Origin of the sequence: Nonomuraea rhodomycinica (assembly GCF_013363995.1) — a bacterium.
In the GTDB taxonomy this organism is placed as follows: domain Bacteria; phylum Actinomycetota; class Actinomycetes; order Streptosporangiales; family Streptosporangiaceae; genus Nonomuraea; species Nonomuraea rhodomycinica.
The window spans coordinates 486,888-513,432 of sequence record NZ_JABWGO010000005.1 but is presented as its reverse complement, the minus strand read 5'-3'; the positions used below and the strand labels follow the sequence as shown (position 1 = coordinate 513,432).

The 26,545-nt window shown below is 72.4% G+C and carries 30 protein-coding genes and 1 tRNA gene; 20 read left to right on the top strand and 11 right to left on the bottom strand.

What is annotated here, in order from left to right; translation table 11 throughout:
• Positions 1–3 precede the first annotated feature (3 nt).
• Positions 4–357: a hypothetical protein gene (locus tag HT134_RS23835; protein WP_175602642.1), complete on the bottom strand. Its 354-nt coding sequence runs from the start codon at positions 355–357 to the stop codon at positions 4–6.
• A gap of 37 nt (positions 358–394) precedes the next feature.
• A complete protein-coding gene (gene nhaA, locus HT134_RS23830; RefSeq protein ID WP_175602641.1) occupies positions 395–2,191 on the bottom strand; it encodes a Na+/H+ antiporter NhaA in 1,797 nt (598 codons plus the stop codon).
• A 212-nt stretch (positions 2,192–2,403) separates the two neighbouring features.
• Between nhaA and HT134_RS23825 the strand changes: the two genes are divergently transcribed.
• Positions 2,404–3,177 carry a neutral zinc metallopeptidase gene (locus HT134_RS23825; protein WP_175602640.1) on the top strand — a complete coding sequence of 258 codons (774 nt, stop codon included), beginning with the start codon at positions 2,404–2,406 and terminating at the stop codon, positions 3,175–3,177.
• Between the two features lie 6 nt (positions 3,178–3,183).
• Here the strand turns inward: HT134_RS23825 and HT134_RS23820 are convergent, their stop codons facing one another.
• Positions 3,184–3,693, bottom strand: a complete 510-nt coding sequence (locus HT134_RS23820) for a 2-thiouracil desulfurase family protein (protein WP_175602639.1) — start codon at positions 3,691–3,693, stop codon at positions 3,184–3,186.
• A 101-nt stretch (positions 3,694–3,794) separates the two neighbouring features.
• On the opposite strand from HT134_RS23820, the gene HT134_RS23815 reads away from it, so the two are divergent.
• The 5 genes from HT134_RS23815 (at position 3,795) to HT134_RS23795 (ending at position 7,455) form a co-directional block, all read left to right on the top strand.
• Positions 3,795–4,160 (top strand): hypothetical protein, encoded by a 366-nt coding sequence (locus HT134_RS23815; RefSeq protein WP_175602638.1) that lies wholly within the window; start codon positions 3,795–3,797, stop codon positions 4,158–4,160.
• Complete coding sequence (locus tag HT134_RS23810) at positions 4,157–4,537, top strand: hypothetical protein (RefSeq protein WP_175602637.1); 381 nt, start codon at positions 4,157–4,159, stop codon at positions 4,535–4,537. The genes HT134_RS23815 and HT134_RS23810 overlap by 4 nt, the downstream gene beginning before the upstream one ends.
• A 31-nt stretch (positions 4,538–4,568) precedes the next feature.
• Positions 4,569–5,210 carry an SRPBCC family protein gene (locus tag HT134_RS23805; RefSeq protein WP_175602636.1) on the top strand — a complete coding sequence of 214 codons (642 nt, stop codon included), beginning with the start codon at positions 4,569–4,571 and terminating at the stop codon, positions 5,208–5,210.
• Between the two features lie 146 nt (positions 5,211–5,356).
• On the top strand, positions 5,357–6,628 hold the full coding sequence (locus HT134_RS23800; RefSeq protein WP_175602710.1) for a CynX/NimT family MFS transporter: 1,272 nt from the start codon (positions 5,357–5,359) through the stop codon (positions 6,626–6,628).
• Positions 6,625–7,455 (top strand): alanyl-tRNA editing protein, encoded by an 831-nt coding sequence (locus tag HT134_RS23795; RefSeq protein ID WP_175602635.1) that lies wholly within the window; start codon positions 6,625–6,627, stop codon positions 7,453–7,455. The genes HT134_RS23800 and HT134_RS23795 overlap by 4 nt, the downstream gene beginning before the upstream one ends.
• A gap of 55 nt (positions 7,456–7,510) precedes the next feature.
• Here HT134_RS23795 and HT134_RS44795 read toward each other — a convergent pair whose 3' ends face one another.
• Positions 7,511–7,858: a dienelactone hydrolase family protein gene (locus tag HT134_RS44795; RefSeq protein ID WP_217708227.1), complete on the bottom strand. Its 348-nt coding sequence runs from the start codon at positions 7,856–7,858 to the stop codon at positions 7,511–7,513.
• Between the two features lie 281 nt (positions 7,859–8,139).
• Here HT134_RS44795 and HT134_RS23785 point away from each other — a divergent pair, with 281 nt between their 5' ends.
• The 4 genes from HT134_RS23785 to HT134_RS23770 all read left to right on the top strand — a co-directional run bounded on the left by HT134_RS23785 (position 8,140) and on the right by HT134_RS23770 (position 9,500).
• Positions 8,140–8,565 (top strand): MarR family winged helix-turn-helix transcriptional regulator, encoded by a 426-nt coding sequence (locus HT134_RS23785; protein WP_217708226.1) that lies wholly within the window; start codon positions 8,140–8,142, stop codon positions 8,563–8,565.
• Positions 8,566–8,569: 4 nt separating this feature from the next.
• Positions 8,570–8,791 (top strand): helix-turn-helix domain-containing protein, encoded by a 222-nt coding sequence (locus tag HT134_RS23780; RefSeq protein ID WP_175588552.1) that lies wholly within the window; start codon positions 8,570–8,572, stop codon positions 8,789–8,791.
• 4 nt (positions 8,792–8,795) lie between these two features.
• Positions 8,796–9,362: a Clp protease N-terminal domain-containing protein gene (locus HT134_RS23775; protein WP_175602634.1), complete on the top strand. Its 567-nt coding sequence runs from the start codon at positions 8,796–8,798 to the stop codon at positions 9,360–9,362.
• 65 nt (positions 9,363–9,427) lie between these two features.
• Positions 9,428–9,500: transfer RNA gene (locus HT134_RS23770), tRNA-Ala, on the top strand.
• Positions 9,501–9,788: 288 nt separating this feature from the next.
• Here HT134_RS23770 and HT134_RS23765 read toward each other — a convergent pair.
• Both HT134_RS23765 and HT134_RS23760 read right to left on the bottom strand, forming a co-directional pair.
• On the bottom strand, positions 9,789–10,571 hold the full coding sequence (locus HT134_RS23765; RefSeq protein WP_175602633.1) for an SDR family NAD(P)-dependent oxidoreductase: 783 nt from the start codon (positions 10,569–10,571) through the stop codon (positions 9,789–9,791).
• A 34-nt stretch (positions 10,572–10,605) separates the two neighbouring features.
• Positions 10,606–11,214: a cadmium resistance transporter gene (locus HT134_RS23760; protein WP_175602632.1), complete on the bottom strand. Its 609-nt coding sequence runs from the start codon at positions 11,212–11,214 to the stop codon at positions 10,606–10,608.
• A gap of 199 nt (positions 11,215–11,413) precedes the next feature.
• Between HT134_RS23760 and HT134_RS23755 the strand changes: the two genes are divergently transcribed.
• Genes HT134_RS23755 through HT134_RS23710 form a run of 10 tightly spaced genes read left to right on the top strand, consistent with a single transcriptional unit; the run spans position 11,414 to position 17,498 of the window.
• Positions 11,414–12,334, top strand: a complete 921-nt coding sequence (locus tag HT134_RS23755) for a hypothetical protein (protein WP_175602631.1) — start codon at positions 11,414–11,416, stop codon at positions 12,332–12,334.
• 5 nt (positions 12,335–12,339) lie between these two features.
• A complete protein-coding gene (locus HT134_RS23750) occupies positions 12,340–13,524 on the top strand; it encodes an SRPBCC family protein (protein WP_312888361.1) in 1,185 nt (394 codons plus the stop codon).
• Positions 13,525–13,555: 31 nt separating this feature from the next.
• Complete coding sequence (gene gvpJ, locus HT134_RS23745) at positions 13,556–13,969, top strand: gas vesicle protein GvpJ (RefSeq protein ID WP_175602630.1); 414 nt, start codon at positions 13,556–13,558, stop codon at positions 13,967–13,969.
• A 2-nt stretch (positions 13,970–13,971) separates the two neighbouring features.
• Entirely contained in the window at positions 13,972–14,769 is a 798-nt protein-coding gene (locus tag HT134_RS23740; protein ID WP_175602629.1) for a GvpL/GvpF family gas vesicle protein, read from the top strand.
• Positions 14,770–14,775: 6 nt separating this feature from the next.
• The gene (locus HT134_RS23735) at positions 14,776–15,093 is read left to right on the top strand and encodes a gas vesicle protein GvpG (RefSeq protein ID WP_175602628.1); all 318 of its coding nucleotides are present in this window, start codon (positions 14,776–14,778) and stop codon (positions 15,091–15,093) included.
• Between the two features lie 4 nt (positions 15,094–15,097).
• Positions 15,098–15,577 carry a gas vesicle protein GvpO gene (gene gvpO, locus HT134_RS23730; RefSeq protein ID WP_312888360.1) on the top strand — a complete coding sequence of 160 codons (480 nt, stop codon included), beginning with the start codon at positions 15,098–15,100 and terminating at the stop codon, positions 15,575–15,577.
• A 2-nt stretch (positions 15,578–15,579) separates the two neighbouring features.
• On the top strand, positions 15,580–16,074 hold the full coding sequence (locus tag HT134_RS23725; protein ID WP_175602626.1) for a gas vesicle protein: 495 nt from the start codon (positions 15,580–15,582) through the stop codon (positions 16,072–16,074).
• A complete protein-coding gene (locus HT134_RS23720) occupies positions 16,064–16,873 on the top strand; it encodes a GvpL/GvpF family gas vesicle protein (protein WP_175602625.1) in 810 nt (269 codons plus the stop codon). The genes HT134_RS23725 and HT134_RS23720 overlap by 11 nt, the downstream gene beginning before the upstream one ends.
• The gene (locus HT134_RS23715) at positions 16,870–17,145 is read left to right on the top strand and encodes a gas vesicle protein (protein ID WP_175602624.1); all 276 of its coding nucleotides are present in this window, start codon (positions 16,870–16,872) and stop codon (positions 17,143–17,145) included. The genes HT134_RS23720 and HT134_RS23715 overlap by 4 nt, the downstream gene beginning before the upstream one ends.
• Positions 17,142–17,498, top strand: coding sequence for a gas vesicle protein K (locus HT134_RS23710; protein WP_246365015.1), 357 nt, complete (start codon positions 17,142–17,144; stop codon positions 17,496–17,498). Before HT134_RS23715 ends, HT134_RS23710 begins: the two co-directional genes overlap by 4 nt.
• Positions 17,499–17,583: 85 nt before the next feature.
• Here HT134_RS23710 and HT134_RS23705 read toward each other — a convergent pair whose 3' ends face one another.
• The 5 genes from HT134_RS23705 to HT134_RS23685 all read right to left on the bottom strand — a co-directional run bounded on the left by HT134_RS23705 (position 17,584) and on the right by HT134_RS23685 (position 26,512).
• Positions 17,584–21,621 carry an Ig-like domain-containing protein gene (locus tag HT134_RS23705; RefSeq protein WP_175602623.1) on the bottom strand — a complete coding sequence of 1,346 codons (4,038 nt, stop codon included), beginning with the start codon at positions 21,619–21,621 and terminating at the stop codon, positions 17,584–17,586.
• 68 nt (positions 21,622–21,689) lie between these two features.
• Positions 21,690–23,576 carry a glycoside hydrolase family 127 protein gene (locus tag HT134_RS23700; protein WP_175602622.1) on the bottom strand — a complete coding sequence of 629 codons (1,887 nt, stop codon included), beginning with the start codon at positions 23,574–23,576 and terminating at the stop codon, positions 21,690–21,692.
• Complete coding sequence (locus HT134_RS23695) at positions 23,569–24,333, bottom strand: carbohydrate ABC transporter permease (RefSeq protein ID WP_175602621.1); 765 nt, start codon at positions 24,331–24,333, stop codon at positions 23,569–23,571. The genes HT134_RS23700 and HT134_RS23695 overlap by 8 nt, the downstream gene beginning before the upstream one ends.
• Positions 24,330–25,244 (bottom strand): carbohydrate ABC transporter permease, encoded by a 915-nt coding sequence (locus HT134_RS23690; RefSeq protein ID WP_175602620.1) that lies wholly within the window; start codon positions 25,242–25,244, stop codon positions 24,330–24,332. Before HT134_RS23690 ends, HT134_RS23695 begins: the two co-directional genes overlap by 4 nt.
• Complete coding sequence (locus HT134_RS23685; RefSeq protein ID WP_175602619.1) at positions 25,241–26,512, bottom strand: ABC transporter substrate-binding protein; 1,272 nt, start codon at positions 26,510–26,512, stop codon at positions 25,241–25,243. Before HT134_RS23685 ends, HT134_RS23690 begins: the two co-directional genes overlap by 4 nt.
• Positions 26,513–26,545 lie beyond the last annotated feature (33 nt).

Genomic DNA, 26,545 nt, shown 5'->3' with positions numbered 1-26,545 from the left:
CGGCTACTGCTGGGAGCCGGCCCAGAGGATCACGAGCAGGGCCACCGCGGCCAGCACCAGCAGCGCGCCGCCCGCCACGAGCACCCAGCGCACGCCCGGCGAGCGGGCGGGCTCGGCCTCGTACACGGGCACGTCGGGCAGCATGTCCGGCGTGTACGGCAGGCGGCGCGTGCCCGTGTCCTCCGTGAGCGACGGGTGCGGGGCGGGCGGGGGCGGCTCGGCCGGCGCGTCCTCGTCGGACGGACCGGGCCGTGCCTCCCGCACGCCGGCGTCGGACGGCGGGCTCTGGGCCGGGACGGGGATGTGGACGGTCTTGCGGGCGTCGGGGTCGTTCGGAAGGGGGCGGTCGGCGGTCATCGGGGCTCCTGGCCGTGCGGGGGGCGGCCCGTGCGGTTTAGACGGACTGTTCCTGTTCTTCCACCGCACGCGTGATCGACACCAGATCCAGACCACCTTGGTAGCGCACGCCGTTGACGAACAGCGTCGGCGTTCCGCGCACGCCGCCCGCCCGGCCCGACCTCTCGTCCCTGGCGATGCGCGCCGCCTGCGCCGGCACGTCCGGGAACGGCTCCACGTCCAGCTCGGCGGCGTAGCGGCCGAGGTCGGCGTCGGTGAGGAAGCGCTGGTTGGCGAAGAGCCGGTCGTGCATCTCCCAGAACCGGCCCTTGCCCGCCGCCGCCTCGGACACCAGCGCGGCCGCCATCGCCCTCGGGTGCAGCGTGCGCAGGGGGAAGTGCCGGAACACCAGGCGCACGTCCGGGTGCTTCCTGAGCAGCTCGTCCAGGATCGGCTCCAGCCGCCCGCAGTAGGGGCACTCGAAGTCGCCGTACTCCACGATCGTGACCTTGGCGTCGGCGGGGCCGCGCACGTGGTCGTCCGGCCCGACCGGCTCGGCGAGCAGGACGGGCAGCTCCTCCTCCGGCTCCGCCTCGGGCGGCGCGCACACGCCGCCCCGGTCCCACGCCATCCGGAACACGATCCAGCCGGTCAGCGCCGACAGCAGCGAGCCGGCCAGGATGCCGATCTTGGCCTGGGCCTGCACCGCCGGGTCGGTGAAGGCGAGGTCCACGATGAACAGCGACACCGTGAACCCGATGCCCGACACCGCCGCCCCGCCGAGGAGCTGGCCCCACACGAGGTTGCCGGGCAGCAGGCCCCAGCCGAGGCGCAGCGGCAGCCACGTGCCGAGCGAGATCCCGGCGAACTTGCCGAGCAGCAGCCCGGCCGCCACGCCGATCGTGACGGGCGAGGTCACCGCCTGGCGCAGCGTCTCGGCGTCGAGCCGGACGCCCGCGTTGGCCAGCGCGAACAGCGGCACGATCACGTAGCTGCTCCACGGGTGGAGCTGGAGCTGCAGCCGCTCGTTCACCGACACGGCCATCCGCACCTTGCGCGCCGCCTCGCGGGCGGCGCGGGCGTTCGGGTCGCTGGTGAGGCCCTGGACGGCCTCCCCGGCGGCCAGCAGTTTGTACTCGCTCGGCGCGTACACGAACACGAGCACGCCGAGCGCGATGCCGACCAGCGTGGGATGCACGCCGCTCTCCAGCGTGGCCACCCACAGGCCGAACCCGAGCACGATGTAGGCGGGCGCCCGCCAGATCCGCAGCCACCGCAGCGTCATGATGGCCGCCAGCAGCACCGCCGCCACGACCAGGGCGACCACCGACAGGTCGCGGGTGTAGAAGAGGGCGATGATGATGATCGCCAGTACGTCGTCCACGATCGCCAGCGTGAGCAGGAACGCGCGCAGCGGCTCCGGGCAGCGGGCGCCCACCACGGCCAGCAGGCCGAGCACGAACGCGGTGTCGGTGGCGATCGGCACGCCCCAGCCCCCGGCGCCCGGGCCGCCCGCGTTCAGCGCGAGGTAGACGGCCGCGGGGGCGATCATCCCGCCGAAGGCCGCCAGCGCGGGGACCGCGAGCAGCCGCCGGTCCTGGAGCTGGCCCAGCCGCACCTCGTACGACGCCTCCAGGCCGATGAGGAAGAAGAACAGCGCCATCAGCCCGTCGTTGACCCAGTGGCGCAGGTCGAGCGAGAAGTCGGCCCCGTCGAACGACAGGCCCATGGGGATGTGCCAGAACGCCTCGTAGGTGGCGCTCCACGGCGAGTTCGCCCACACGAGCGCGAGCAGGGTCGCGCCGAGCAGCACGCTCGTGCTGCCCGCCTCGGTCCTGAAGAACGCCCGCAACATTCCGATCCCCCCGGCGTCCGATGATAGGGGGCGTCCGCGGGCCGGTCGGAGGCGCGGTCCGGCGGACGGCGCCGCATGGCCGGCGGAGAGCGCCGGAATGGGTCACGGAATGGCGCCGGAAAACGACTCCCGGAAAAGGCGGAAGTTCTCCCGCGAATCCTGTTGCCCGCTACATGATCTTGGCCTTATCGTCGCGCCCCATGAGATTACGTGTGACCGCCGCGGCCGTCGCCCTCGCCGCGCTCCCGATGACGTCGACGATGACCGGGACGGCGATGGCCGAGTCCCCCGTCAAAGGCGCGGAACTGACCGCGCACCCGCTCTACGACAAAGGCGCCCTGCCCACGGTGAAATGCGTGGAGCGGCAGGTCAAGGCCCGCGACCGGGCGTCCGCCCGGGCCTACGTCAACGGCGTCGCCGGCTGCCTCGACGCCACCTGGGAACAGCATCTCACCGCCGCCGGGCTGCCCTTCAGGAAGGTCCGGGTGAAGCATTACAGTCGCCTTCCCAAGAAGTACTGCGGAATGAAGACCGACTCGTACGATTCGATGGCGTACTACTGCAACAGAACGGACACCATCGCGTTCCAGATCGGCAAGGACTGGCTGGCGAATCCGTACGACCTGTGGCTCGCGGACGTGACCGCCGGGCTGTACGGCTATCACGTACAGAATGTGGTCGGTATTCGTAAGGCGGTCGACAAGGAGCCGTACCGGAACCAGACGCACTGGCGTGAGGTGATGCGGCGCGAGAGCCTGCAGACCGCGTGCCTGGCGACGGCGTGGCTGAAGAGCGTGTGGCCGCTCGACCGGCGGACCCGGCGCGACTGGGACGACCTGCTGTCGCTGGTGCAGGGCGACGGGCGCGGCGAGCCGCGCTACTTCGGCCGGACCGGGACCATCAAGGCGTGGATGAGGCGCGGGTACGCCGCGGGGGATCCGGGGGCGTGCAACACGTGGGCGGCGCCGTCCTCCCAGGTCTCCTGAGGGCCGTCAGAGCGATCGGCCGCCGGTCTCCAGCGTGGCGAGGTAGGCGGCGGCCTCGGCGATCTGGTCCTCGGTGAAGACGCGGACGCCGTTGGCCTCCAGCAGCGCCGTGGTGACGCCCTGGCCCGGCACGCGCCGCCCCTGGAAGGCCCCGTCGTAGATGGACAGCGCCCCGCACGACGGGCTGCCCTCCTTCAGCACCGCCAGCCGTGCCCCGGACGAACGGGCCGCGGCCAGCGCCGAGCGGGCGCCCTCCAGGAAGTGCGCGGTGACGTCGGAGCCGTCGGCGGCCAGCACCCGGGCGGCGCCCGCCAGCACGGCGGCGCCGCCCGCGCCCGCCTCGATCTCGGCCGCGGGACGCGGCGTGGGCAGGCCGCCCTCGACCTCGGGACAGAACGGCACCAGCCGCCCCTCCTCGCGCCATCCGGCCAGCCGGGTGTCGGAGCTCGTCTTGGCCCCGCCGTCGTAGCGCACCCGCCGGCCCATCAGGCACGCGCTGACCAGGATCCTCTCCATGCCTCCGATCCTACGGACCCGCGTGGCACGCGCGTCCGCCCCTGTGCCGGCCGCCCCGCCGGATCAGGGGGCGGGGGCGGCGGGCGATAGCCTTTTGCGCGATGAACACCACCGTGGCCACGATCGTCATCGCCGGATCGCTGCTGCTCGCGCTGGCGAGCCTGGTCAACGCGATCCGTGACCGGCCCATGGGCATGGTCCTGCTCGTCGGGTTCGCCGTGCTGGAGGTGGCCGTGCTCGTCCAGGCGGGCATCGTGATCGCCGCGGTCGCCGGGGGAGAGGGGGCGCACGTGTCCAAGGGCACGCTGTTCGGCTACCTCGCCGGCGAGGCGGTCATCCCGCCCGCCGGGGTGTTCCTGGCGCTGGCCGAGCGGAGCCGGTGGGGGTCGGGGATCCTCGCGGTGGCCGGGTTCGCGATCGCGGTGATGACGGCGCGGCTGCTGCAGATCTGGCAGGGCATGCCGTGACCTCGCCGTCCATCGGCACCGGGCCGGGCCGGGCGCTGCTGGCCGTCTACGGGCTGTTCGCGCTGGCGGCGGGCGCGCGGGCCACGGTGCAGATCCTCACCCGGTTCGGCGAGGCGCCCCTCGCGTACTCGCTGTCGGCCTTCGCCGCGCTCGTCTACATCCTGCTCACGGTCGCGCTGGCGCGCGGGGCGCGCAGGCTGGCGCTGGTGGCGCTGTTCGTGGAACTGGCCGGGGTGCTGGTCATCGGCACGGCCAGCGTCCTCGACCCGGCCGCCTTCCCGGAGGCGACGGTCTGGTCGGTGTACGGCAGGGGCTACCTGTTCATCCCCCTCGTGCTCCCGTTCGTGGGCCTCTACTGGTTGCTGCGCAGGCGTTAGCGCCGGCCCTTCAGGGGCAGAGGCGAACACCATGAGCACGATCGAACACTCGGTAGACGTCAACGTTCCTGTCAGGGTCGCCTACAACCAGTGGACGCAGTTCGAGAGCTTCCCCGAATTCATGGAAGGGGTCGAGTCGGTCAAGCAGCTCACGGACACGCGCACCGCGTGGATCACCGAGATCGCCGGTGTGAAGCGCGAGTTCGAGGCCGAGATCTCCGAGCAGCACCCGGACGAGCGCATCGCCTGGCACTCGGTCGACAAGCCTCGGCAGGCCGGCGTGGTGACCTTCCACCGCCTCGACGAGAACACCACCAAGGTCACGCTCCAGATGGAGTACGACCCCGAGGGCTTCCTCGAGACGGCCGCTGACGCCCTGCAAATCGTCCGCCTCCGCGTCCGCAACGACATGGAGCGCTTCAAGCAGTTCATCGAGTCGCGCGGCGGCGAGACCGGCGCGTGGCGCGGCGATGTGCCCGGCCCTCACCAGCACGGCTCCAGCCTCGGCACCGGCGGCTCGCTGACCCCGCCCGGCTCGGGGGAGCCCGTGCCGCCCGGCACAGTGGGCGGCAGTGACTACCCGCCCGGCACCGGCACCGGCCCCACGCTCCCGCCGCCCGGGCCGCTCGGTCCGCACGACGACCCGCCCGCGGGTCCGCGCCCCGTCCTGTGACGGCGGGTGGGTCCTAGGGAGATCCATCGACAGCAGAGCCCCCGGTACGCCGGGGGCTTTGTCATGCGCCAGGAATAAATGCCCGTTTTGGGGCTGTTAGGATTGCCATTCGTCCCATGATTTGATGAGTGGAGGATCTCCCCCAGATGAGCGTGCTCACCCACGAGTCCAGAGGCAGGACCGGCCCCCTCGCCTGGCTCCTGGTGCTGGGAATCGTCCTCGCCGCCCTGAACCTCCGCACGGCCGTGACCAGCGTGGGACCGCTGCTCGACCAGCTCGCCCAGGGCCTCGGCATGACGAGCGTCGGCACCGGACTCCTCACCACGCTACCCGTGCTCGCCTTCGCGACGGTCGGCGCGATCACCCCCACGCTGTCGCGGCGGATCGGCGAGCACCGGCTGCTCCTGCTCGCCCTCGTCACCCTCGGCGCGGGCCTGCTGGTCCGGGCGCTGGTGGACTCCGCGCCGGTCTTCCTGCTGAGCAGCGCCGTGGCGCTGTCCGGCGGCGCCGTCGGCAACGTCCTCATCCCCACCCTGATCAAGCGCCACTTCCCGGCCCGTACCGGGATCATGACCACCGTCTACACGACCGCGCTCGCCGCCGGCACGATGCTGGCCGCCGCGGCCACCGTGCCGATCGAGCGCGCCTCGGGCGACTGGCACATCGCGCTCGGCGTGTGGGCCGCCCTGGCCGCCGTGGCCACCCTGCCGTGGCTCGCGCTGCTGCGCAGCGACCCGGCCCGCCGCCGGACCGCCGCGCAGGGCGGCGAGAGCGGCACGGCCGGCGCCCCCGCCGGGCTGCGCCGGCTCGCCCGCAGCCGCCTGGCCTGGACGATCGCCGTGTACTTCGGCACCCAGTCGATGATCGCGTACATCATGTTCGGCTGGCTGCCCACGATCCTCACCGACGGCGGCTACAGCACCGGCGAGGCCGGGTTCGTGCTCGGCGTCTTCACCGCGCTCAACATCCCCGTCTCGATCCTCGTCCCCGTCGTCGCCTCCCGCTTCCGCGACCAGCGGCCCGTGGTGGTCGGGCTGGTCGCGGCGTACACGGCCGGCTTCCTCGGGCTGTGGCTCGCGCCCGTCTCGACCGCCATGGTGTGGGTGGTGCTCATCGCCCTCGGCATGGGCTCGTTCCCGCTGGCGCTCATGATGCTGGGCCTGCGCACCCGCACCGCCGAGGCCACCGCCGCGCTGTCCGCCTTCGGGCAGAGCGCCGGCTACCTCATGGCCGGCGCCGGGCCGCTCGCCGTGGGGCTGCTGCGCGAGCTCACCGGCGGATGGTCGCTGCCGTACGCGATGATCTTCATCGTGCTGGCGGCGCAGCTCGTCACCGGCCTGTACGCGGGCCGGCAGCGCTTCATCGAGGACGAGCGGCGCGAACGCGTGGACGCCGAACCTGCGACAATTCCGGCGTGAACTCCACCGTCGTCACCTTTCCCGCGGGCCAGGTCAGCGGCCGCTCGCGGATCGTCGGGACCGTGCCGGTGGGGGAGCGGCACGGCCTCGTCGTCTCCGAGACCCCGTTCCACCCCCTCGACCACACCTGGCCCGACCAGCCCGCCGACCGCGGCACGATCGGCGGGCTGCCGGTCGTCGACTGCGTGACCGGCGCCTGGTCGGACGGTGAGATCCACCTCGGGGCGGACATCCCGGCGCGGCGCGGCGCCGAGGGCTGGCAGTGGCTCGTCGTCCACGTCACCGACGCGCCGCTGCCCGTCGGCGAGAGCGTCGAGCTGGCCGTGGACCCCGCCTACCGCGCGGCCCTGTCGGCCGGGCACACCGCCTGCCACCTGGCCGCCCTCGCCCTGAACGCGGCGCTGGCCGATCGCTGGCGCAAGGAGCCCGCCCTGGACGCGCTCGGCCGTCCCGACTTCGACCAGACGGCGATCACCTCCTCGCGGATCGAGCCCGACGCCAGCGTGGACGTCTACCGGCTCGGCAAGTCGCTGCGCAAGAAGGGCTTCACGGCCGACGGCCTCGACACGGCCCTCGCCGAGGTGGCCGCCGCGGCGAACGACCGGCTCAAGGAGTGGGTGGCGGCCGACGCGCCCGTACGGCTCGACGTGCCCGGCCCGGAGCTGACGGCCCGGCGTACCTGGCACTGCTCGCTGCCCGAGGGTGAGGCGTCGATCGCGTGCGGCGGCACGCACGTGACGCGCACCTCCGAGCTGGGGGCGGTCACGGTGGAGCTGGCCCTGGAGGAGGGCACCACCCTGACCATGCGCACCACCGTGACCCGCTGACCTCCGGCTGGTCCGTCGCAGGCCGGGGCGGTCCGTCGCCTCCCCGGCCGGTCCGTCAGAGGCCGGCCAGGAACCCCGTCACCCGCTTCCAGGCGTCCTCGCAGGCCGCCCGGTGCTCGCCGTACCCGGCGTCGAAGAACCCGTGCGGCGCGCCCGGATAGGTGACCAGCTCGTGCCGCACCCCGGCCGCCGTGAGCGCCGCGCCGAACTCCGTCACCTGCTCGGCGGGTATGCCCGCGTCCGCGCCGCCGAACAGGCCCAGGATCGGCGCCGACAGCTCGTCCGCCTGCTGGGTGGGCCCCGGCCCGTACGGCCCCGCGACGCCCGGCACGCCGTAGAAGCCGATCACACCGGCGAACCCGAACCGCGGCGCGGAGGCCAGGAACGCGTTGCGCCCCCCCATGCAGAAGCCGAGCGCCACCGCCGGGCGGCCGAGCCGCTCGGCCGGCCATGATGTCGGCCTGGATGCCGTCGCGGCTCAGCCTGGTGATGTGCTCCATGAAGGAGAAGCCCTCGCCGCGGTCGTCGTCGGGACGGGCCTCGTAGGCGGCGAAGGTCGCGCCGTCGGCCGAGGTGAGGCGGAGGGGCGCGGTGCGCGTGCCGGTGGCGGGCGGCTGAAAGGCCGCCGTCGGCCGCCTGGCCAGGCGCATCCGCCAGCTCTACACCAACGCCGCGGACGACGACGTGTCGTTCAGCGAGCTCGCCGTCCTGTCGCGGCTGGACCGGGAGGGGCCGCTCACCTCGGCGCGGCTCGCGGCCCTGGAGCGCGTCACCGCCCAGGCCATCGGCACGATCCCCGGCGGGCTGCACCGGCGCGGGCTCGTGGCCCGCGACCCCGACCCGGCCGACGGGCGGCGGGTCATCACCTCGATCACCGGTAAGGGGCGGGACGCGCTGGCCAGCCGCGACCTGCTCATCACCGAGCGGCTGGCGGCGGCCGTGGACACGCTCACGCCGGAGGAACGCCGGCGCCTGGCCGACGCCCTGCCGATCCTGGCGGTCCTGGCGGCCTGGCGGACCGCCTCTAAGGTCCGCCGTCCTGGCCGGCCCGCTGTCTCCACCGGTTTGTCAGCATATGATGACAAGTGCGGCTGTGTCAGCATATGCTGACACCATGACCGCGAACGCCACCGATCTGGCCCGCGCGGCGGCCGACCCCGACCCCGGCGTGGGGCTCGCGGCGGTCGCGGCCCTCAGGACCCTGCTGGAGGAGCTGGAGGCGACGCACGTGTCCAACGCCCGCGACCGCGGCTGGTCCTGGGAGCGGATCGCCGACGCGCTCGGCGTGAAGCGCCAGACGGTCCACCGCAAGCACGCCCGCAGACTCGGAAGGTGACGCGATGCCGCCCCACGGACACCCGGCCCCGCACCAGGGCCTGGCCGACTTCACCGCGCCCGCGCGCCGGGCCCTGGTCAGAGCCGGCACGATCGCGCTCGACGCCGGCCATCCGGCCCTGACCACCGGGGTCGTCCTGCTGGCCCTCGCCGAGACGCGCCCCTTCGGCCTCGCCTCGTTCACCGCCACGCGCGAGGAGATCGACGCCCGCGTCGACACGGGCCCGGACGCGCGGGCGCTGCTCGCCACGCTCGGCATCGACCTCGACGAGGTGCGCCGTCGCACCCGCGCCGGCGCCGACGACCCGGACCGGTGGCGGCTCACGCGCTCGCCGCTGCGGCCGCTCAGGATGACGCTGCACGGGCCGCTGGGGTCGATCCCGCTGGCCGCGCACGTGCGCAAGGTGGTGGAGGTGGCGCGCTGGCGGCCGGGCCCGGTGACCGGCGAGAGCCTGCTGTGGGGCCTGCTGGCCGACGGCGGCAACGGCGCGGCCCGGATCATGCGCTCCGCAGGGGTGGACCTGTGCGCCCTCGTCCGGGAGCTCGGCATGCCGGTGCGGCGGGCGGCCTAGCGCGTGGTTCCCGCTCGGGTGGCACGGGGAGTGCGGGATCTCCGATACACTTGGCGAGGAATCAAGGGGCTATGGCGCAGTTGGTAGCGCGCCTCCATGGCATGGAGGAGGTCTGGGGTTCGAATCCCCATAGCTCCACCCGATCGAAACGGCGGCACTCATCCGAGTGCCGCCGTTTCGTTGTCCCGTCGCCCGCTCAGGTCGGTGGGTGACGGGAGGACGCGGTCGGTCCCGGCGACGACAATCCGCCGTACCTGTCGAACATCCTCGCGGCGACGGTCGCCGCCGGGATCGGCGTGCTGGCGTCGTTCGCGGGGTTTCTGGCGTTCAGGCGCGCCTGGGCGGGCGCCGTCGTGGTCGGCGTCTGGCTGCTTGCGGTCGGCCGGACGGTGTACGTCTGGTGCGCCTGACCACGGGGCCGCGGCCTCACACCGTCCGGAGCATGCCGCCGTCGACGAAGTAGGTCGAGCCCACGGAGTAGCTCGCGCGGTCGGAGCAGAGGAAGACCAGGAGGTTCGCAACCTCCTCCGGGGTGGCGAAGCGGCCGATGGGGGCGTGCTCGCGGGCGACGTCGTCGAGGTGGCGCCGCCAGTCGTCACCGCTGAGCTCCTTCGCCGTCTTCACCCAGTCGGGGGTGAGGACCAGGCCGGGGTTGACGCAGTTGACGCGGATGCCGTCGCCCACGACCTCGGTGGCCAGCACCTTGGAGAACATCATCAGCGCGGCCTTGGTCACGTTGTAGATGGGCTCGTACCACAGGGGCTGCACCGCACAGATCGAGGCGTTGTGCAGGATGACGCCGCCGCCGCGCCGCCGCATGCCGGGCACGAGCCCGCGGGCCAGCCGCACGGCCGCCATCACGTGCAGGTCCCAGTACTCCTGCCACTTCTCGTCCGGCGCGTCGAGGATGGTCTCGTTGGACCCGGCGCCCGCGTTGTTGACGAGGAGGTCGGCGCCCCCGAAGGCGTCCTCGGCGGCGCCGGTCAGCGCGGCCGTGCCGGCGGCGGTCGCCACGTCGCAGGCCACGGGCACGACGCGTACGCCGTGCTCCTCGGCGATCGCGCGCGCCTCGCGGTCGAGGCGGTCGGCGCCCCGCGCCGCGAGCACCAGGTGCGCCCCCTCGGCGGCCAGCCCCCGCGCCACCGCCAGGCCGATGCCCGAACTGCCGCCCGTGACGACGGCGACCTTGTCAGCCAGCCCCAGTTCCACGAGACCTCCACGGAGACGGTTCCCTCACCGCCTCCTACCCGAAGGAGAGCACTCCGGACTCCAGGACGATGAACGCCCCGATGGTCATGAAGACGAACGGGACGATCCAGTGGCCGTACCGCTCGACGACCCCGATGACCGTGCGGTGCGAGCCGAGCCAGGAGCCCGCCAGGCACCACAGGGCGACGCCCGCGGCGAACACCGCGACCGTCACCAGCGACGGCACCGGGCCGATCGTGCGGAACACGGGCGTGTAGACCGACAGGTTGTCCGCGCCGTTGGCGATGGTCACGCCCGCCACCGCCGCCATGCCCGACGCGACCGCGGGCGGGGGCGGGTCGTCGCCGGAGTCCTTGCGCGAGCGCACGGCCGCGACCAGCCCGCGCACCCCCAGGGCGAAGGGGAGGAGGCCGAGCAGGCCCACCCAGCGGTCCGGGACGACCGTCAGGCCGAGCGCCGCGACCGCCGACAGGGCCACCAGGGCGGCGATCCCGGTGTACTGGCCGGCCCAGATCTGCCACGGGCGGGGCGTCCCGCCGGCGCGGGACGACAGGAACAGGACGGTGAGGACGACGAGGTCGTCCACGTTCGTGCCGGCGAACATCCCGGCGGCCGTGACGAGGGTGCCCGCGACGCCGTCCATGACGGCCGAACCTATCGCGGCACGGGGGGCGGAGATCGGGGCGGGATCGGCTTGCCTGGCGGGCTTCTTAAACGCCGGGGTGACCGAGCGTCAAGTCTGACCGTTTTCTACCAGTAAGTGTTTCCTTGTCCCTTTGTCGGGCACCGATGGGGCAGACCGGCCACCGCCAGGCCGGGTGCCGACAGAAGGAGCGCGTGTCATGAGTGACAAGTCCAGAGTGGCGCTCGCCCTCGCCATGGGTTACTGCCTCGGCCGGCGTCGCAAACTGCGCATGGCGGCCGCTCTGGCAGCGGCGGGGGCGGCGGGCCGGCTGCGCAAGAACGGCGGCGGACTGTTGCAGCAGGGCCTGAAGGCGCTCGGCACGTCCCCCCAGATCGAGGAGATCACCAACCGGCTCCGGGGCGAGCTCCTGGAGGTCGGCAAGGCGGCCGCCATGGCGGCCGCGAGCAAGCAGGTGGAGAACCTCACCTCGAAGCTGCACGACCGCGCCGAGACGCTGCGGCACCCGAGCCCGCCGAGCCCTCCGGGCCCGCTGCGCCGCCGGGGCCGTGCACGGCCCTCCGACGAGGAAGAGGAGTACGAGGGCGAGGAAGACGAGTACGAGGACGAAGAGGGCGAAGAGCCCGAGGAGCCCGAGGAAGGCGAGGAGCCCGAGGACGAGTACGAAGAGGAGGAGGAAGAGGAAGAAGAGGAGGAGCCCGCCGAGGAACGGCGGCGCGGGCAGGGCACCCGGGTGCGCGCGCAGGGCGCGTCCGGCGGGTCGCCCGTGAGCCGGGCCGCCACGGCCGGCACCTCGGGTGTGCGGTCGGCGGTCGGCAGGGTCTCCGGGACCGCGACCCGGTCGTCGGGGTCCAAGACCTCCACCGGCAAGTCCTCGACCTCCACCGGCAAGTCCTCCACCGGCAAGTCGTCGGCCTCCCGGTCGTCCGCCTCCTCCACGTCGTCCCGTGCCTCGGGAAGCAAGTCCTCCGGAAGCAAGTCCTCCGGAGGAAAGGCGTCGGGGAGCAAGTCCTCCGGGAGCAGGACGTCCGGCGGTGAGGAGAAGGCGGGCGCCCGGCCGGCCCGGCGCAAGGCCGAGTCCGGTGAGAAGAGCGCGCAGGCCAGTAGGACGCGGAGGTGAGCCAGGTGGCTGACGCATCGAGGACCGACGAGTCCACCAGGGAAGGTCCTGGGAACGAGGTCGTCGACGCCCTGCAGGACCTCGCCATGGCCTTGGCCGAGCGGGCCCTGGGGTCCATCACCGAGAAGCTGGAGGAGATGACGGGGCGGCTCACCGACGTCGCCGAGGGCGACGGCTCGGGGCTGCTCCAGGCCATCACCGGGGGCGCCGGCGCCTCGGGGCTGCTCGGCGCGCTCACCGGGGGCAAGGACGGCGGGTTCTCGCCCGGCAAGATGCTGCTGAAGGGGGCGACGAAGGCCGTCACGGGCTCCGTCGGCGAGAAGCTCGGCGGCCTGTTCGGCGGGGGCAAGGGCGGCAAGGGCGGCAAGAGGAAGCTCAAGCTCACCCACATCTTCGAGACGATCGACATCGGCGCGCCGGTCCGCATCGTCTACAACCAGTGGACGAAGTTCGAGGACTTCCCGACCTTCACCAAGAAGGTGGACAGCGTCACCCAGGAGTCCGAGGAACAGACCTCGTGGAAGGCGCAGGTCTTCTGGTCGCACCGGAACTGGAAGTCCACGATCCAGGAGCAGATCCCGGACGACCGCATCATCTGGCGCTCGGAGGGCCCCAAGGGCTGGGTCGACGGGGCCGTGTCGTTCCACGAACTCGCCCCCAACCTGACCCGCGTCGTCGTCGTCCTCGAATACCACCCGCAGGGGCTGTTCGAGCGTACGGGCAACCTGTGGCGGGCCCAGGGCAGGCGGGCGCGCCTGGAGCTCAAGCACGTGGCCCGGCACATCATGCGGAACGTCATGCTGCACCCGGAGGAGATGGCCGACGACGGGTGGCGCGGCGAGATCCACGACGGCGAGATCACCAAGGACCACGAGACCGCCATGCGCGAGGAACGGGAGCGCGAAGGCGGCGCAGAAGGCGAAGAGGGCGAAGAGGAAGAGCGCCCCGAGGAGTACGAGGGCGAAGAGGGCGAGTACGAGGAGGGCGAGGAGCCCGAGGAGGGCGAAGAGGAGGAAGGCGAGGAAGAGGAGCCCGAGGAAGAGGGCGAGGAGGAAGAGGAGGAGCAGCCCGTCGGCCGGGGTGACGAGGGCGAAGAGGGCGAAGAGGGCGAAGAGGAGGAAGAGGAAGAGGAGGAGGCGCCGCGGGCGCGGCGTCCCGCGCGTCGCCGGACGGCCGCGCGGAGCGGCTGAGCCGGTGGCGTGAGAATCGAGGGGTGAGCGTATGACTATCCAGCCCGCGGGCGGCGGTGGCGGCATAGCCCAGCGACCCTCCGCGTCGGGCCTGGCGGACGTGATCGACACCATCCTGGACAAGGGCCTGGTCATCGACGCGTACGTGCGGGTCTCCCTGGTGGGGATCGAGCTTCTGACCATCGACGCGCGGATCGTGGTGGCGAGCGTGGACACCTACCTGCGCTTCGCCGAGGCGGTGAACCGGCTGGACATCTCGGAGCAGGGCGGCCAGGGGCTGCCCGAGCTGATGCAGAACATCAAGCAGAACAAGATCTCCCGAGAGGGCAAGAGCGCGGCCCAGGGGGTGCTGGAGGCCGCGGCGGAGAAACTCGACGACCTGATGGGCGGCTCCGGGAGCGAGGAAGAGGCGCGGCCGAGGCGCCGCCGCAGGGGGGAGAGCTGATCATGACGGACACCTCCACACGCGGGCAGGAGGGGCAGGAGTCCGCGCCGGACACCGCAGTGGGCGTCTACCTGTACGGGATCGTGCCGGCCGACGTGCAGGTGTCGGACGAGGCGCGCGGCGTCGGCGAGCCGTCCGCCGCGGTCACCCTCGTCCGGCACGGCGAGATCGGCGCGCTGGTCAGCGAGCTGGTCCTGGGCCGTCCCCTGGGCACGCCCGACGATCTCATGGCGCACGAGCGGCTGCTTGACGCCACCGCGGCCGAGGTGCCGGTGCTGCCGATCCGCTTCGGCGCGGTGATGACCAGCTCGGAGGCGGTCGTCGAGGAGCTGCTCGCGCCGCACCACGACGACTTCCGCACGGCGCTGGAGGAGCTGGAGGGCCGCGCCGAGTACGTCGTCAAGGCCAGGTACGTCGAGCGGGCCGTCCTCGCCGAGGTGCTGGAGGAGCAGCCGGAGGTGGCGCGGCTGCGCGAGGAGGTCCGGAGCCTGCCGGAGGACGCGGGCCGGGAGGCGCGCATCCAGCTCGGCGAGCTGGTCAACCAGGCCGTCAGCGCCAAGCGCGAGGCCGACACGCAGGAGCTCCTGGAGGCGCTGGCCCCGGTCTGCGTCCTGACGTCCGTCCGCGAGCCCACCCACGAGCAGGACGCCGCCCACATCGCGCTGCTCGTGGAGCTGGACCGCCAGGAGGACCTGGAGGAGGTGCTGGACCGGTTCGCCGAGCAGTGGGAGGGCCGCGTCCAGATGCGGCTGCTCGGGCCGCTCGCACCGTACGACTTCATCGTCACGCCGGCGGGGTGAGGGCGCATGGGCCTGCTCGGTCTCCTGTTCGGCTGGCCGCTGGCGCCGATCAAGGGAGTGATCCGGCTCGGTGAGCTGATCCAGGAGCAGGTCGAGCGCCAGATGAGCGACCCGGCCGCGGTGCGGCGCGAGCTGGAGGAGATCGAGCGGGACGCGGCCGAGGGACTCATCTCCGAGGAGGAGCAGGAGGAGCGGATGCGCGAGGTCCTGGCGAGGATGATCGGCCCGCCCGCCGGAACGGCCCCCGCCGGACCCGGCCCGGCCGAAGGCGCTTCTGATGACGGCGGATCGGGCGAAGGCGGCCCGGACGAGGGCAGGAGGTGATCGCGTGCCGGCCAGGCGACGCAGCCGCACGGACGACGTGTCCGAACGCGAGCGGGACGATCTCCCACCGGACGAGGACGCCGTGGACGACGCGGACGAGCCGACCGCCGAGAACGACGAGGACTACCAGGACGAGGACGTCCAGGACGAAGAAGCGGACGACTACCAGGACGAGGAGGAGGACGACTACGAGGAGGAGCGGCCACGGAGGCGTGGCCGGCGGCTGTCCGCGGCGACCGCCGGCGAGGCCGGGCTACGGCACATCGCCGAGCTGACCTCCCGCGAGCCCGAGGGCGTCACGCTGGTCAAGCCCTCCGACGGCGGGTGGACCGTGGGCGTCGAGGTGGTGGAGGACCGCCGGATCCCGTCGTCCGGCGACGTCCTCGCGATGTACGAGGCCGAGCTGGACGCGGAGGGCGGGCTGCTCTCCTACCGGAGGCTGCGCCGTTACCGGCGCGGCAGCGGCGACAGCGAGAGGGGTTGACCGTGGAGCCAGCGCGGACGGGAATCGGGCGCCAGGCCTACCCCTCGTCCTCGGGCGGGCGCGAGCCGACCAATCTGGGGGACATCCTGGAACGCGTCCTCGACCGGGGAGTGATCATCGCCGGTGACATCCGGGTGAACCTCCTCGACATCGAGCTGCTGACGATCAAGCTGCGGCTGATCATCGCCTCGGTGGACACGGCGCGGGAGATGGGCATCGACTGGTGGGAGCACGACCCGTGGCTCACCGGCAAGGACCGCGGCCTGGAGGAGGAGAACCGGCGGCTGCGCGACCGGGTCGCCGAGCTCGAGGAGGGCTACCCGCGCTCCCGCCGCGCCGACCGCGAGGTGGAGGGGCGTTCCGGCCGTCGCGCGGTCGAGGGCGAGGCGGAGGGGCGTTCCGGCCGTCGCGTCGTCGAGGGGCAGGTCGAGGGGCGCTCCCGCCGTCGCGCCGTCCGCGGCGAGGTGGAGAGGGAGGAGGACGACCGTGGCCGCTGACCCGGGTGCGGGCACGTACCTCTACGCCGTCGCCGCCGAGGAGGACTCCGGCCGCGAGGGTGCGCTTCCCCAGGGCGTCGCGGGCGGCGAGGTGCGCGCGATCGGGCGGGCCGGGCTGGTCGCGTACGTGAGCACCGTGCCGCTCGACCAGTTCGGCGAGGAGCCGCTGCGGCGGTCCATGGAGGACCTCGACTGGCTGGAGGAGACCGCGCGCGCCCACCACCGCGTCGTCGAGGCGGTGGCGCGGGAGGCGGCCGTGGTGCCCGTGCGCCTGGTCACGGTCTACAGCGGCGACGAGCAGGTGGAAGCGCTGCTGGAGGAGCGGTGCGACGACTTCGCGCGGGCGCTCGCCCGCGTGGCCGGGCGCCAGGAGTGGGGCGTGAAGGTGTACGCGGCCGCCGGCGAGGAACCCGCCCGCGAGGAAGAGGGCGGGAAGACGCCGGAACGGCCCGGCACGGCGTACCTGAAGCGGCGCCAGGAGCAGATCCGCGGGCGCGAGGAGGCGTGGCGGCGGGCCGGCGCCCGGGCCGAGGACATCCACGGCGCGCTCAGCTCCATCGCGGTGGCGAGCCGCCGCCACCGCGCCCAGGACCCGCAGCTGTCCGGACGTCCCGAGTCGATGGTGCTGAACGGCGCCTACCTGGTGGACCGGGAGCGGGGGGAGGAGTTCGCGCGGGCCGTGGAGGAGCTGCGCGGTCCGGGCGGCGACGTGCAGCTCACCGGCCCCTGGGCGCCGTACTCGTTCGCCGTGCTCGACGACGAGGGCGATGGCGGGCCGCGTGGAGGGGACCTGATGTGACGTTCGAGGAGACGCGCGGGGACCGGCTCGCCGCCGAGGGGCGGCTGCCGCCCGAACGGGTCGCCCTCGTGGACCTGCTGGACCGGTTGCTGTCCGGTGGCGTGGTCGTGAGCGGGGACATCGTGCTGTCGATCGCGGACATCGACCTCGTCCGCATCTCGGTGCGGGCCCTGTTCATGTCGATCCGCGAGTCCGAGCCGATCCGCGCCTACGACCCCGTCCGCGGGCACGCCACCCGGACGGACCGCGAGCCGTACGAGCCGGGGCGATGAGCTCCATGGACGAGCCCGGCAGGGAGGTGCGCTCGCCGCGCCTGCGGATCGAGGCCGACCGGGAGGCGGTCGAGCGCGACCTGTCCCGGCTCGTGCTCACCCTCGTGGAGCTGGTGCGCCAGCTCGTCGAGCGGCAGTCCGTACGTCGCATGGAGGAGGGCGACCTGTCCGACGAGCAGGTCGAGGTGCTCGGCCTGACGCTGATGCGGCTGGAGGACGCCATGACCGAGCTGTGCGACCGGTTCGGCCTGTCGCCGTCCGACCTCAACCTGGACCTCGGCCCGCTCGGCACCCTCCTGCCCCAGGACCCCGGAGTTCCGGAAGTGCCCAAGGGTCCGGACGGGGGCCGCTGACGCGTCCGGGACCGGGCTCCCGCCCCTCGCGGCGGGAGCCCGGCCCCAGGCTCAGCCGGCCGTCACCGGGCCGGTCACCGGGCCGTCAGCGGACCGTCACGGTCGCCTTGGCCTGGACGGTGGTGCCCGCCACCGTGCCGGTCACCGTGAACGTGCCCGGCTGGGCGTACCGCTCCGGTCCCACCGCCTCCCAGGCGACGGCCACGGAGCTGTCCTTCGACCCGTCGTTGCAGGTCGCCACCACGGTCCCGGGCAGCGACGGCGCCACCCCCGCCCGGGTCGTGACCGCCTCCTCGGCGATCGAGGTGATGGTCACCGCCGCGGTCGTGCGGACGTACACGGTGGCCTGGGCGGGCTGCCGGACGCCCTCGGCGAGCCCGGCGACGGTGAAGCTGGTGCCGCCGGTCCTGACCTGCTCGGGCGTGACCTGCTGCCAGGTGACGGCGGCCGAGCCGCGGGCGCCGTCCGCGTACACGGTCTCCACGGTGGCCGGCAGCTCGGGCAGCGCCCCGGCCAGGGTGGGGACGTGCACGGGGCGGACGGAGTCCGGCGGGACCTCGTACGTCTTGACCTCCAGCAGCCCGACCGACGCCCCGCCGGCCTCCAGCTGGACGCGCAGCTTCGAGGTCGTGACCGTGTCGAAGGACACGGCGTTGTAGGCGTCGACCGCCGTCGGGTAGGAGGCGACGCCGGTGACGTCCTCGAAGGAGTCCCCGTCCCACTGCTGGATCTTCCACGAGGCGGGCACGCGGACGCCGCCGTCGTCGTCGAAGAAGTACACCTCGGCCTTGTTCAGCCGCACCGGCGACGGCCAGTCGAGCTGCACCCACTGCGTGCCCTGCTGCGGCCAGGTGCCCCAGCGCGGGTTGGCGCCGTCGTTGGAGCGCGGCGGGTCGATGCCGTCGTTGACGGCCGTCACCTTCTCCCAGGGGGAGGTGTAGGAGGCGGTGGGCGTGGCCCGGGGCGCCGCGTTCACCTGCTGGGCCTGGGCCGTGGCGGTCACGGTCACGGTCGCGGAGCTGCTCTTGTCGCCGTCGGAGGCGGTGAGCCGCAGCCGGTACGTGCCGGGCTCGGAGAACGAGACGACCGTGCTCGTGCCCGTCGGGTCGGTGAAGAACGCCTCGCCGGGCCCGTCGACCTTGGCCCACTGGGTGGTCAGCTTGCCGGACGGCAGCGCGTCGTCCTTGACCACCGCGTCGATCCTGGCCTGGCCCGGGCGGCTGAAGGCGGGATCGGCGACGGCCACCACGCTGGGCGCCCGGTTGACGACCGGGCCCGGGTCGGCGCCCGTGCGGTACGCCTGCACCTCCTTCAGGCCCGTCGCGTAGCCGGGCTGGTGGGTGACCAGCACCCGCAGCCTGCGCGCGGTGACGGCCGGGAAGCCGACCTCGTTGAGGTTCGCCCGCGGGTGGACCGGCTTCCTGGCCTGTCCGGGCACGTCCTTCCAGGTGTCGCCGTCCTGGTACTGCACCGCGTAGAAGGCCGGCTCCCGGTGCCCGCCCGCCTTGCGGTCGTCGAAGAAGTACAGCCTGAGCCGGTCGACCTGCTGCGCCGAGCCGAGGTCCAGCTCCAGCCAGTCCTGCAGCCTGCCCGACCCCTTGCTGTCCCAGTACGGCTCGTTGATCGTGAACCCGTCCACCGCCCCGGCCGGGTCGCCGTGGGAGGCGGTGGCGGCCTTGACCAGGTCGGGGCGGGTGGAGCGCAGGTCCACGCCGGCCTTCTGGAACAGGTCCTCGATGCGGTCGCCGGAGAGCTCCACCTGGACGGGCGCCTTCATCGAGGGCGCCTTCTCGGTGTACACCGCCTGGCCGCCCTCGACCTTGCCGGTGGCCGGGTCCCAGGTGGCGTGCGCCAGCCCGGACAGGGTCACCTTGCGCCTGCCGTCGACCAGGATCGAGTACCCCTCGGGGACCCCGGCGTAGTGCCGGGTCCCGTCGCCCGGCTTGTCCCAGACGATGGTCAGGTCCTTGCCGCGGTAGTCGACGCCGTTGACGGTGAAGTGGTCCCAGCCGATGTCCACCGGCCACAGCTCCACCTTGCCGTCGGAGCGCGGGCGCAGGCCCATCACGTCCTCGATGACGGTCCAGTTGCTGCTGCCGAGGATCGTGTGGTGGATCCAGGAGCGGTAGCCGATGGTCCTGGTGTCCGGCTTCCAGTCGGCCCAGAACTCGTTGGCGTCGGGGTAGCGGGTGTCGCCGCCGACGTACTGCGACCAGGCGTTCCAGTACAGGAGCTGCTTGTACTGCTCGGCCGTGATGTACGGCGACTGGTACTGGCGCAGCGCCTTGCCGAACAGCGCGAAGTTCCGGGTGGAGTTGATCTGCGAGAAGTTGTTGGAGCCGGGGTTGCCGGCCGCGGCGGCCTCCGCCTTGTCCTTCTGGTTAGCGGTATAGGCCGGGAAGATCGGATATTCGGCGGGATCTGCCCACAAACGGAGCGCCTCCCGATATTTCGGGTCGTCGGTGGGCACCAGGCCGGTCGCGTACGGGATGTAGTTGTTCGACTCCTTCCACGGGATCAGCTTGCCCGTCTGCAGGTCACGGTGCTTGAACAGCTTGTCCTGCTCGTCCCACATCAGGGTGAGGATGCCGTTCCTCACCTTGTCGGCCACGCCGCGCATCTCGGCGGCCTTGGCCGCGTCTCCGGTCAGCTCGTACGCCTGCGCCGCCGCCATCGCGTTGGCGTAGACGTAGGCGCCCTCCAGCCGCTCGTTGGCCCGCCCGTAGTAGTGGAACGACACCGCGTCGGCGTCGTTGCCGGTCATGTACTCCCGGTCGTACTCGATGACCCCGTTGTCGTTGGAGTCGTAGGCGGCGAGCTGCCCGTGGACGTCCTTCTCGGCGTAGCGGGCGAGGTTGCGCAGGATCGCCGGCTGGCCGCCGTGGATCTGGTAGCTCTCCAGCGCCGCCGCCGAGATGTACTGGGTGTAGCTGTTCGACCAGTTCTCCGGGTCGCCCGGGTTGTCGGTGTACTTGGAGTTGCGCGACACCTCGCCGGCCGACACCCACGGCCCGTACGAGTAGATCGGGTCCCGCAGGTACTTCAGGTCCTGCACGAACATGGGGACGGTCAGCACGATCGCGTTGTTGTAGCCCAGCGCGCCCTCCACCGACGTCGGGAACTGGTAGTCGTTCCCGGGGATGTCGGCGTCGAGGAAGTTGAAGCGCATGAGCCACCAGCGGTAGTACACGAACTTCTTGATGTTCTCGTCCGGCACGTCGATGTAGGGGATGTTCCGCGCCCACCAGGCGTTGTAGTCCTGGAGCTGGCGGCGCAGCGCCTGCTCGGGCGAGCGGCCCCGGTAGCCGTCGTACTCCGAGCGGGAGGCGGGCAGCTCGTCGGTGACGAAGCCCATCTGCACCTTGGCCCGCACCGTCCGGCCGGGCGCGACCGTGACCGAGCCCTTCAGCGTGCCGTCCGAGGCCTTCAGCCCGTCACCGCTGAGCCTGGGGAAGATCGTGGTCAGCCGGTTCTTGGCGAACACCGCGCCGGTCAGCTCCCGGTCGCCGTCCGCGGTCCTGGCGTACGGGGAGGTCACCGTGATGGGGACGTCCTTGGTCGCCGGACCCGTGTTGGTGATCTCCAGTGTCGTCACGGCGACGTTCTCGTGCGTGATGAACTTCTTCACGCCGACCGCGAGGCCGTCCCCGGTGTACCGGCCGCTCCAGTGGCTGGGCATCTGCAGCCGCTTGGAGACGTCCTCGTCCAGGCCGGTGCCGAAGGAGATCGTGTAGGCGTCGCGGTTGTCGATGCTCTCCCAGTACGCGACGTACCCGCCGAAACCGATCTTCTTGGGGTCGTGCTCCTTCATGAACAGCGCCCGGCCGCGCGACATCAGCCAGGTGCCCGCCGGGTCGTCACCCGGCCGGGCCAGCATGCGGTCGATCCAGTAGGAGTCGCCGCCCTTCTCCTTCCGGTAGATCTCCTCCATCATCCTGCGCGGCTGGTAGCCGACGGGCTCGTCGGGCACCGGGTCCGCGCCGGTGAAGGCCGGCATGCCGAGCGGGTCCTGGGCCGCCGTCCCGGCCGTCCGCGCCGCCTGCGCGGAGGCGGCCGGCGGGGTGCCGGCGAGCAGGCCGCCCGCCAGGGTCAGGGCGACCAGACAGGGCAGGGTTCTACGCAAGGGGTCTCCTCCAGCGGGGGGTGTGTCACTCGGCGAGGCGGGTCGGGGCACTCGGCCGAGAGGGGGGGTCACTCGGCGACGGGAAGCCAGACGCGCATGGTGGCGGGGCCGCGGTTGCCCCACCGGTGATAGGGGACGAGCCGCAGCACGGTGTCCGCGCCGCCGCTCACCTGGTCCGGTTCCGGCCCGTACGGCCAGCCGTTGCCCCGGGGCGCCGCGCGCACCGCGGCGACCTCCAGCTCGACCGCCTCGCCGCCGGCCGGGCCGTCCTCCTCCGGGACCTGGGCCTGCGAGCCCGGGACCTGGGCCTGCGAGCCCGAGACCGCCTCCTCGGGCGGGACCTCCGCGGGCGGGGCGGACACGCGGACGGTCAGGTGCGCCAGCGGCGGCTCGTCGCCCACCGACTCCGCGCAGTACACGAGCGGCCCCCGCTCCACCGCCGCGCAGCCGCGCAGGGCGTCGACGCGCCGGTCCGGGTACGTCCAGCGCGGCTCCATGGGCAGCTCCAGCCGGATCACGTCCCCGGCCCGCCACGGCCCCTCCGCGGTGGCGTAGCCGGGCGCGACCGGCCGGGCCGGGCCGGACCCGGCGGACAGCGTGGCGCCGCCCGCCCAGGAGGGCACCCGCAGCGACACGGCGCCCGCGCCGTCCTCCAGGACCCGCACGGTCACGCCGCCCGACCACGGGTAGCCGGTCTCCACCCGCAGCGCCAGCTCGCCGTGCCGGATCTCGGCGGGCGTGTGGTGGTGGATCCGCACCCCGCCGGAGTCGGCGGCGGCCACGTACGCGCCCAGCGAGGCGAGGGTGCGGGCGATGTTGTTGGGGCAGCACGACACGTCGAACCACTGCGAGCGCAGGCTGCCCTCGGCCGCGTGGTTGACGCCCTCCGGCGGGCCGGCGGCCACCCGCACCTGCAGCGGGTTGGCGTAGAAGAACGAGCGGCCGTCCAGCGCCACCCCGGTGGCGAGCATGTTGTACATCGTCCGCTCGGCCACGTCGGCGTACCTGACGTCGCCGGTGGCCAGCAGCAGCCGGTGCGCCAGCATGATCGAGGCGATGCTCGCGCAGGTCTCGTTGTAGGCGCGGTCCGGCGGCAGCTCGAAGTCCTCGCCGTACGACTCGTCGGCGTGCCGCGAGCCCATGCCGCCGGTCAGGTGGGTGCGCCGGGCCAGGGTCCGCTCCCACTGCGCCTCGACGGTCTTGAGCAGCTCCTCGTCGCCGGTCTCGACGGCCACGTCCACCACGCCGGAGGCCAGGTAGAGGGCGCGTACGACGTGGCCGCGGAAGACGTGCGCCTGCCGTACCGGGACGTCGTCCTGGAAGTAGCCGCGGCCGAAGGGGATGTCGCCGAGCGCCGGCAGGCCGCGGCGCTCGACGAAGCGGCGGGCCATCTCCAGGTAGCGCTCGGCCCCGGTGGCCCGGTACAGCTCGACCAGCGCCATCTCGACCACCGGGTGGCCGCAGGTCTCGGTGGTGTCCATGAAGCGCCGGCACACGTGGTCGGCGGCGCGGACCGCGATCTCGGTCAGCCGGTCCTCGCCGTGCATGCGCAGCCGGGCCACGCCCGCCTGGACGAGGTGGCCGTAGCAGTACAGCTCGTGGCCCCACTCGAAGTCGGTGTAGCGGTTGCCGCTCCAGCGCGTGTTGAGGTAGCCGTCGCCCTCCTGCGCCCGGCCGACGGTCTCGGCGAGCTCCGGCAGCGCCGGGTGGTCGGCCCAGGCCATGCCCTCCAGCAGCTTGTAGATCTCCGAGTCGCTGAACTCCCGGCCCCGGCGCGGGCGCTGCCCGCGGAAGTTGCCGATCCAGCCTTCGCGCTCCATCCACTCCTGGCAGTGCGCCATGGTGACGTCCCGGTTGAGGGCGGCACGGTCGCCCCAGAACCCGGCGGCCAGCCGCACGGAGTCGAGGCCCAACGGGGACAGCACGCCCGAGGAGGGCAGGACAGGGTTAGCCACGCAGAGCTCCCGACATGAATCCGCGCACGTAGTGGCGCTGCAGGACGATGAAGAGGACGAGGCACGGGACGGCCATGACCATGACGCCGGCCTGGAGCATGCCGTAGTCGATCGCGCCGAACGTGCGCTGGGTCATGCTGACCACGGCCACGGGCAGCGTGAAGGAAGAGCCGTCGTTGAGCAGGATGAGCGGGGCGAAGAAGTCGTTCCAGGAGGCGAGGAAGGCGAACAGGCCGACCGTGACGAGCGCCGGCCGCACCGCGTGCAGCAGGATGCGGGAGAACGCCCGGAAGGTGCCGCACCCGTCGACCAGCGCCGCCTCCTCCAGCTCGCGCGGGATCGCCTCGAAGGCGTTGCGCATCATGAACAGCGCGAACGGGAGCTGGAACATGACGAACACCAGGGACAGGCCGACCAGCGAGTTCTGCAGGCCGATGAAGCCGAGCAGCACGTACAGCGGGATGAGGATCGTCGCGTACGGCACCATGAGGATCGCCAGCGTGGCCAGGAACAGAAGGTTCTTGCCGGGGAAGTCGAAGCGGGCGAAGGCGTAGCCGCCGAGCGCCGACACCACGAGCGTGCCGGCGACGGTCATGGCCGACACGAGCACGCTGTTGGTGGCGTACGTGCCGAGCCCCTCGCCGAACCGGGCCATCTCCAGGTAGTTGGACGGGTCCTCCAGCGACGCCCAGCCGCTCCACACCAGCGGGAACAGGAACAGCACGGCCAGCGCCGACAGGGTGAGAGCGCGGGTCACCGCAGCCTCCGCATCATCAGGGCGTTCAGCCCGACCAGGCCGACCAGCAGCACGACCGACAGGGCGGCGGCGCCGCCGAGGTCGAAGCGGAAGAACGCGTCGCGGTAGACGACCATGACCATGGAGACGGTGCTGTTGTCGGGGCCGCCGTTGGTGAAGATGAAGAACTGGTCGAAGGCCAGCAGCGAGCCGGTGACGCTGAGGATCAGCATCAGGGCCAGCGTGGGGCGCAGCAGCGGCAGCGTGATCCTGGTGAAGATCTGCCAGCGGCCGGCGCCGTCGCTGCGCGCCGCCTCGTAGACCTCGACCGGGATCGCCTGCAGCCCGGTCAGCAGGATGAGCATGTTGAACCCGGCGAAGCGCCACAGCACCAGCGCGATCGTGGAGAACAGCGCCATGTTCGGCGTGCCGATCCACTTGACCGGCTCGTGGGTGATCCCCAGCGCCCGCAGCATCGGGTCGATGGGGCCGAAGTCGTTGTTGAGCATGCCGTAGAACAGCAGCGCGGCGGCGGCGAAGCCGACCGCGCCCGGCAGGAAGAACGCGGTGCGGAAGAAGCCGACGCCGGGCCGGCGCTCCTGCACGAGCAGGGCGAGGCCGAGCGCGACCGACGACAGCAGCACCGTGGTGATCGCCGTGTACTTCAGCGTGAAGAGCACCGCGTCGAGGAACAGCGGATTGTCGGCGATCCTGGCGTAGTTGTCCGGGGCGTTGAAGCGGGCCGGGCCGAGCAGCGGCCAGCGGTTGAGCGACATCCACACCACGAGCACGAGGGGCACGACGAACAGCACCCCGACGATGACCGCGGTGGGCGCCGCGTACAGCCAGCCCTGGACCTTCTTGCCGCGCCATCGGGCGGGCGGCGCGCCGTGCGCCGCCCGCCGTCCGGAGCGCGTGAGCGTCAACGTCATTGCTGCAGCGACTTCGTGATCTCGGCGTTGAGCTGCGGGAGCTTCGAGGCGTCACCGAAGATCGCCTCACGCGCCAGGCGCAGCCACGGCCCCTGCGGGTCGTTGAAGGTCTGGCCGAAGCGCGGCGCGAACGGGGTCTGGCCCTTGGCCACCAGCGAGTTGATCAGCACGACGCGCGGGTCCTCGGCGGAGTACTTGTTGCCGGCCAGGTCGGTGCGGGCGAGCACGTCCTTGTTCTTGGCCATGACCTCGACCTGCGCGTCCTCCGACATGGTCCAGGACAGGAAGTCCCAGGCCGCGTCGGCGTTCTTGGTGGTGGAGGAGATGCCGATCGAGTCGCCGCCGACGAAGGTGGACTCGCCGCCGTCGGGGCCGGCGATCGGGGTCACGCCGATCTTCATGTCCTTCGGCATGAGGCCGAGCGTGGTCGAGGGCATCGGCATGACGCCGATCTCGCCCTTGGGGAAGAAGCCGGTCCAGGTGGGGCCCTGCTCCTCCTTGGCCGTCGGGCCGGTGGCCTTCTTGTCGTACAGCTCGCGCCAGATCGTGAAGACCTCGGTCATCGGCGGCTGGTCGTTGAGCGAGGTGGTGCCCTCGGGGTTCATGACCTGGCCGCCGGCCGCCCAGACCGAGGGCCAGAAGGTGAAGACGTAGCAGCCGCCGCAGTTGCCGCCGAAGAACGTGCCGTGGACCTTGCCGTCCTTGCCGAGCTTGTCCTGGATGGTGGTCGCCTGCTGGGCGAACTCCTTGAGCGTCTTCGGCCCCTTCTCCGGGTCGAGGCCGGCCTTCTGGTACAGGTCCTTGTTCCAGAACCAGACCGACAGGTCGAGGGTGTGCGGCAGCGTGTACTGCCGGCCGTCCATCGTGCCCAGCTTCATGTGCGAGGGCGCGAGCTTGTCCTTGTACGGCAGGGCGGCGATCCGGTCGGTGATGTCGAGGAACAGGCCCTGCGCGGTGTAGTTGGGGACGAAGATGACGTCGGCGGCGAACACGTCGGGAAGCTGCTTGGCCCCGGCGGCGGCCGCGATGCGGGGCTGGTAGTTGTCCGTCGGGATGACGGTCAGTTTGACCTGGTTCTTGTGGCTGCTGTTGTAGGCCTTCACGAGCCGCTCGCTCTGGGCCTGGGTGGCGGCGCGCGTCCACATGGTGATGGTGGCCGGGCCCTCGGCGGGCTCGGCCGACGACCCGGCTCCGCCACCGCCGCCGCAAGCCGCGGATGTGAGCGCTAACAGTCCGAGGATGGCGATCCCGGCCAGCCGTCGTCTCATGGTTGTCTCCTTCGGGACCCCCGAGAACTAAAA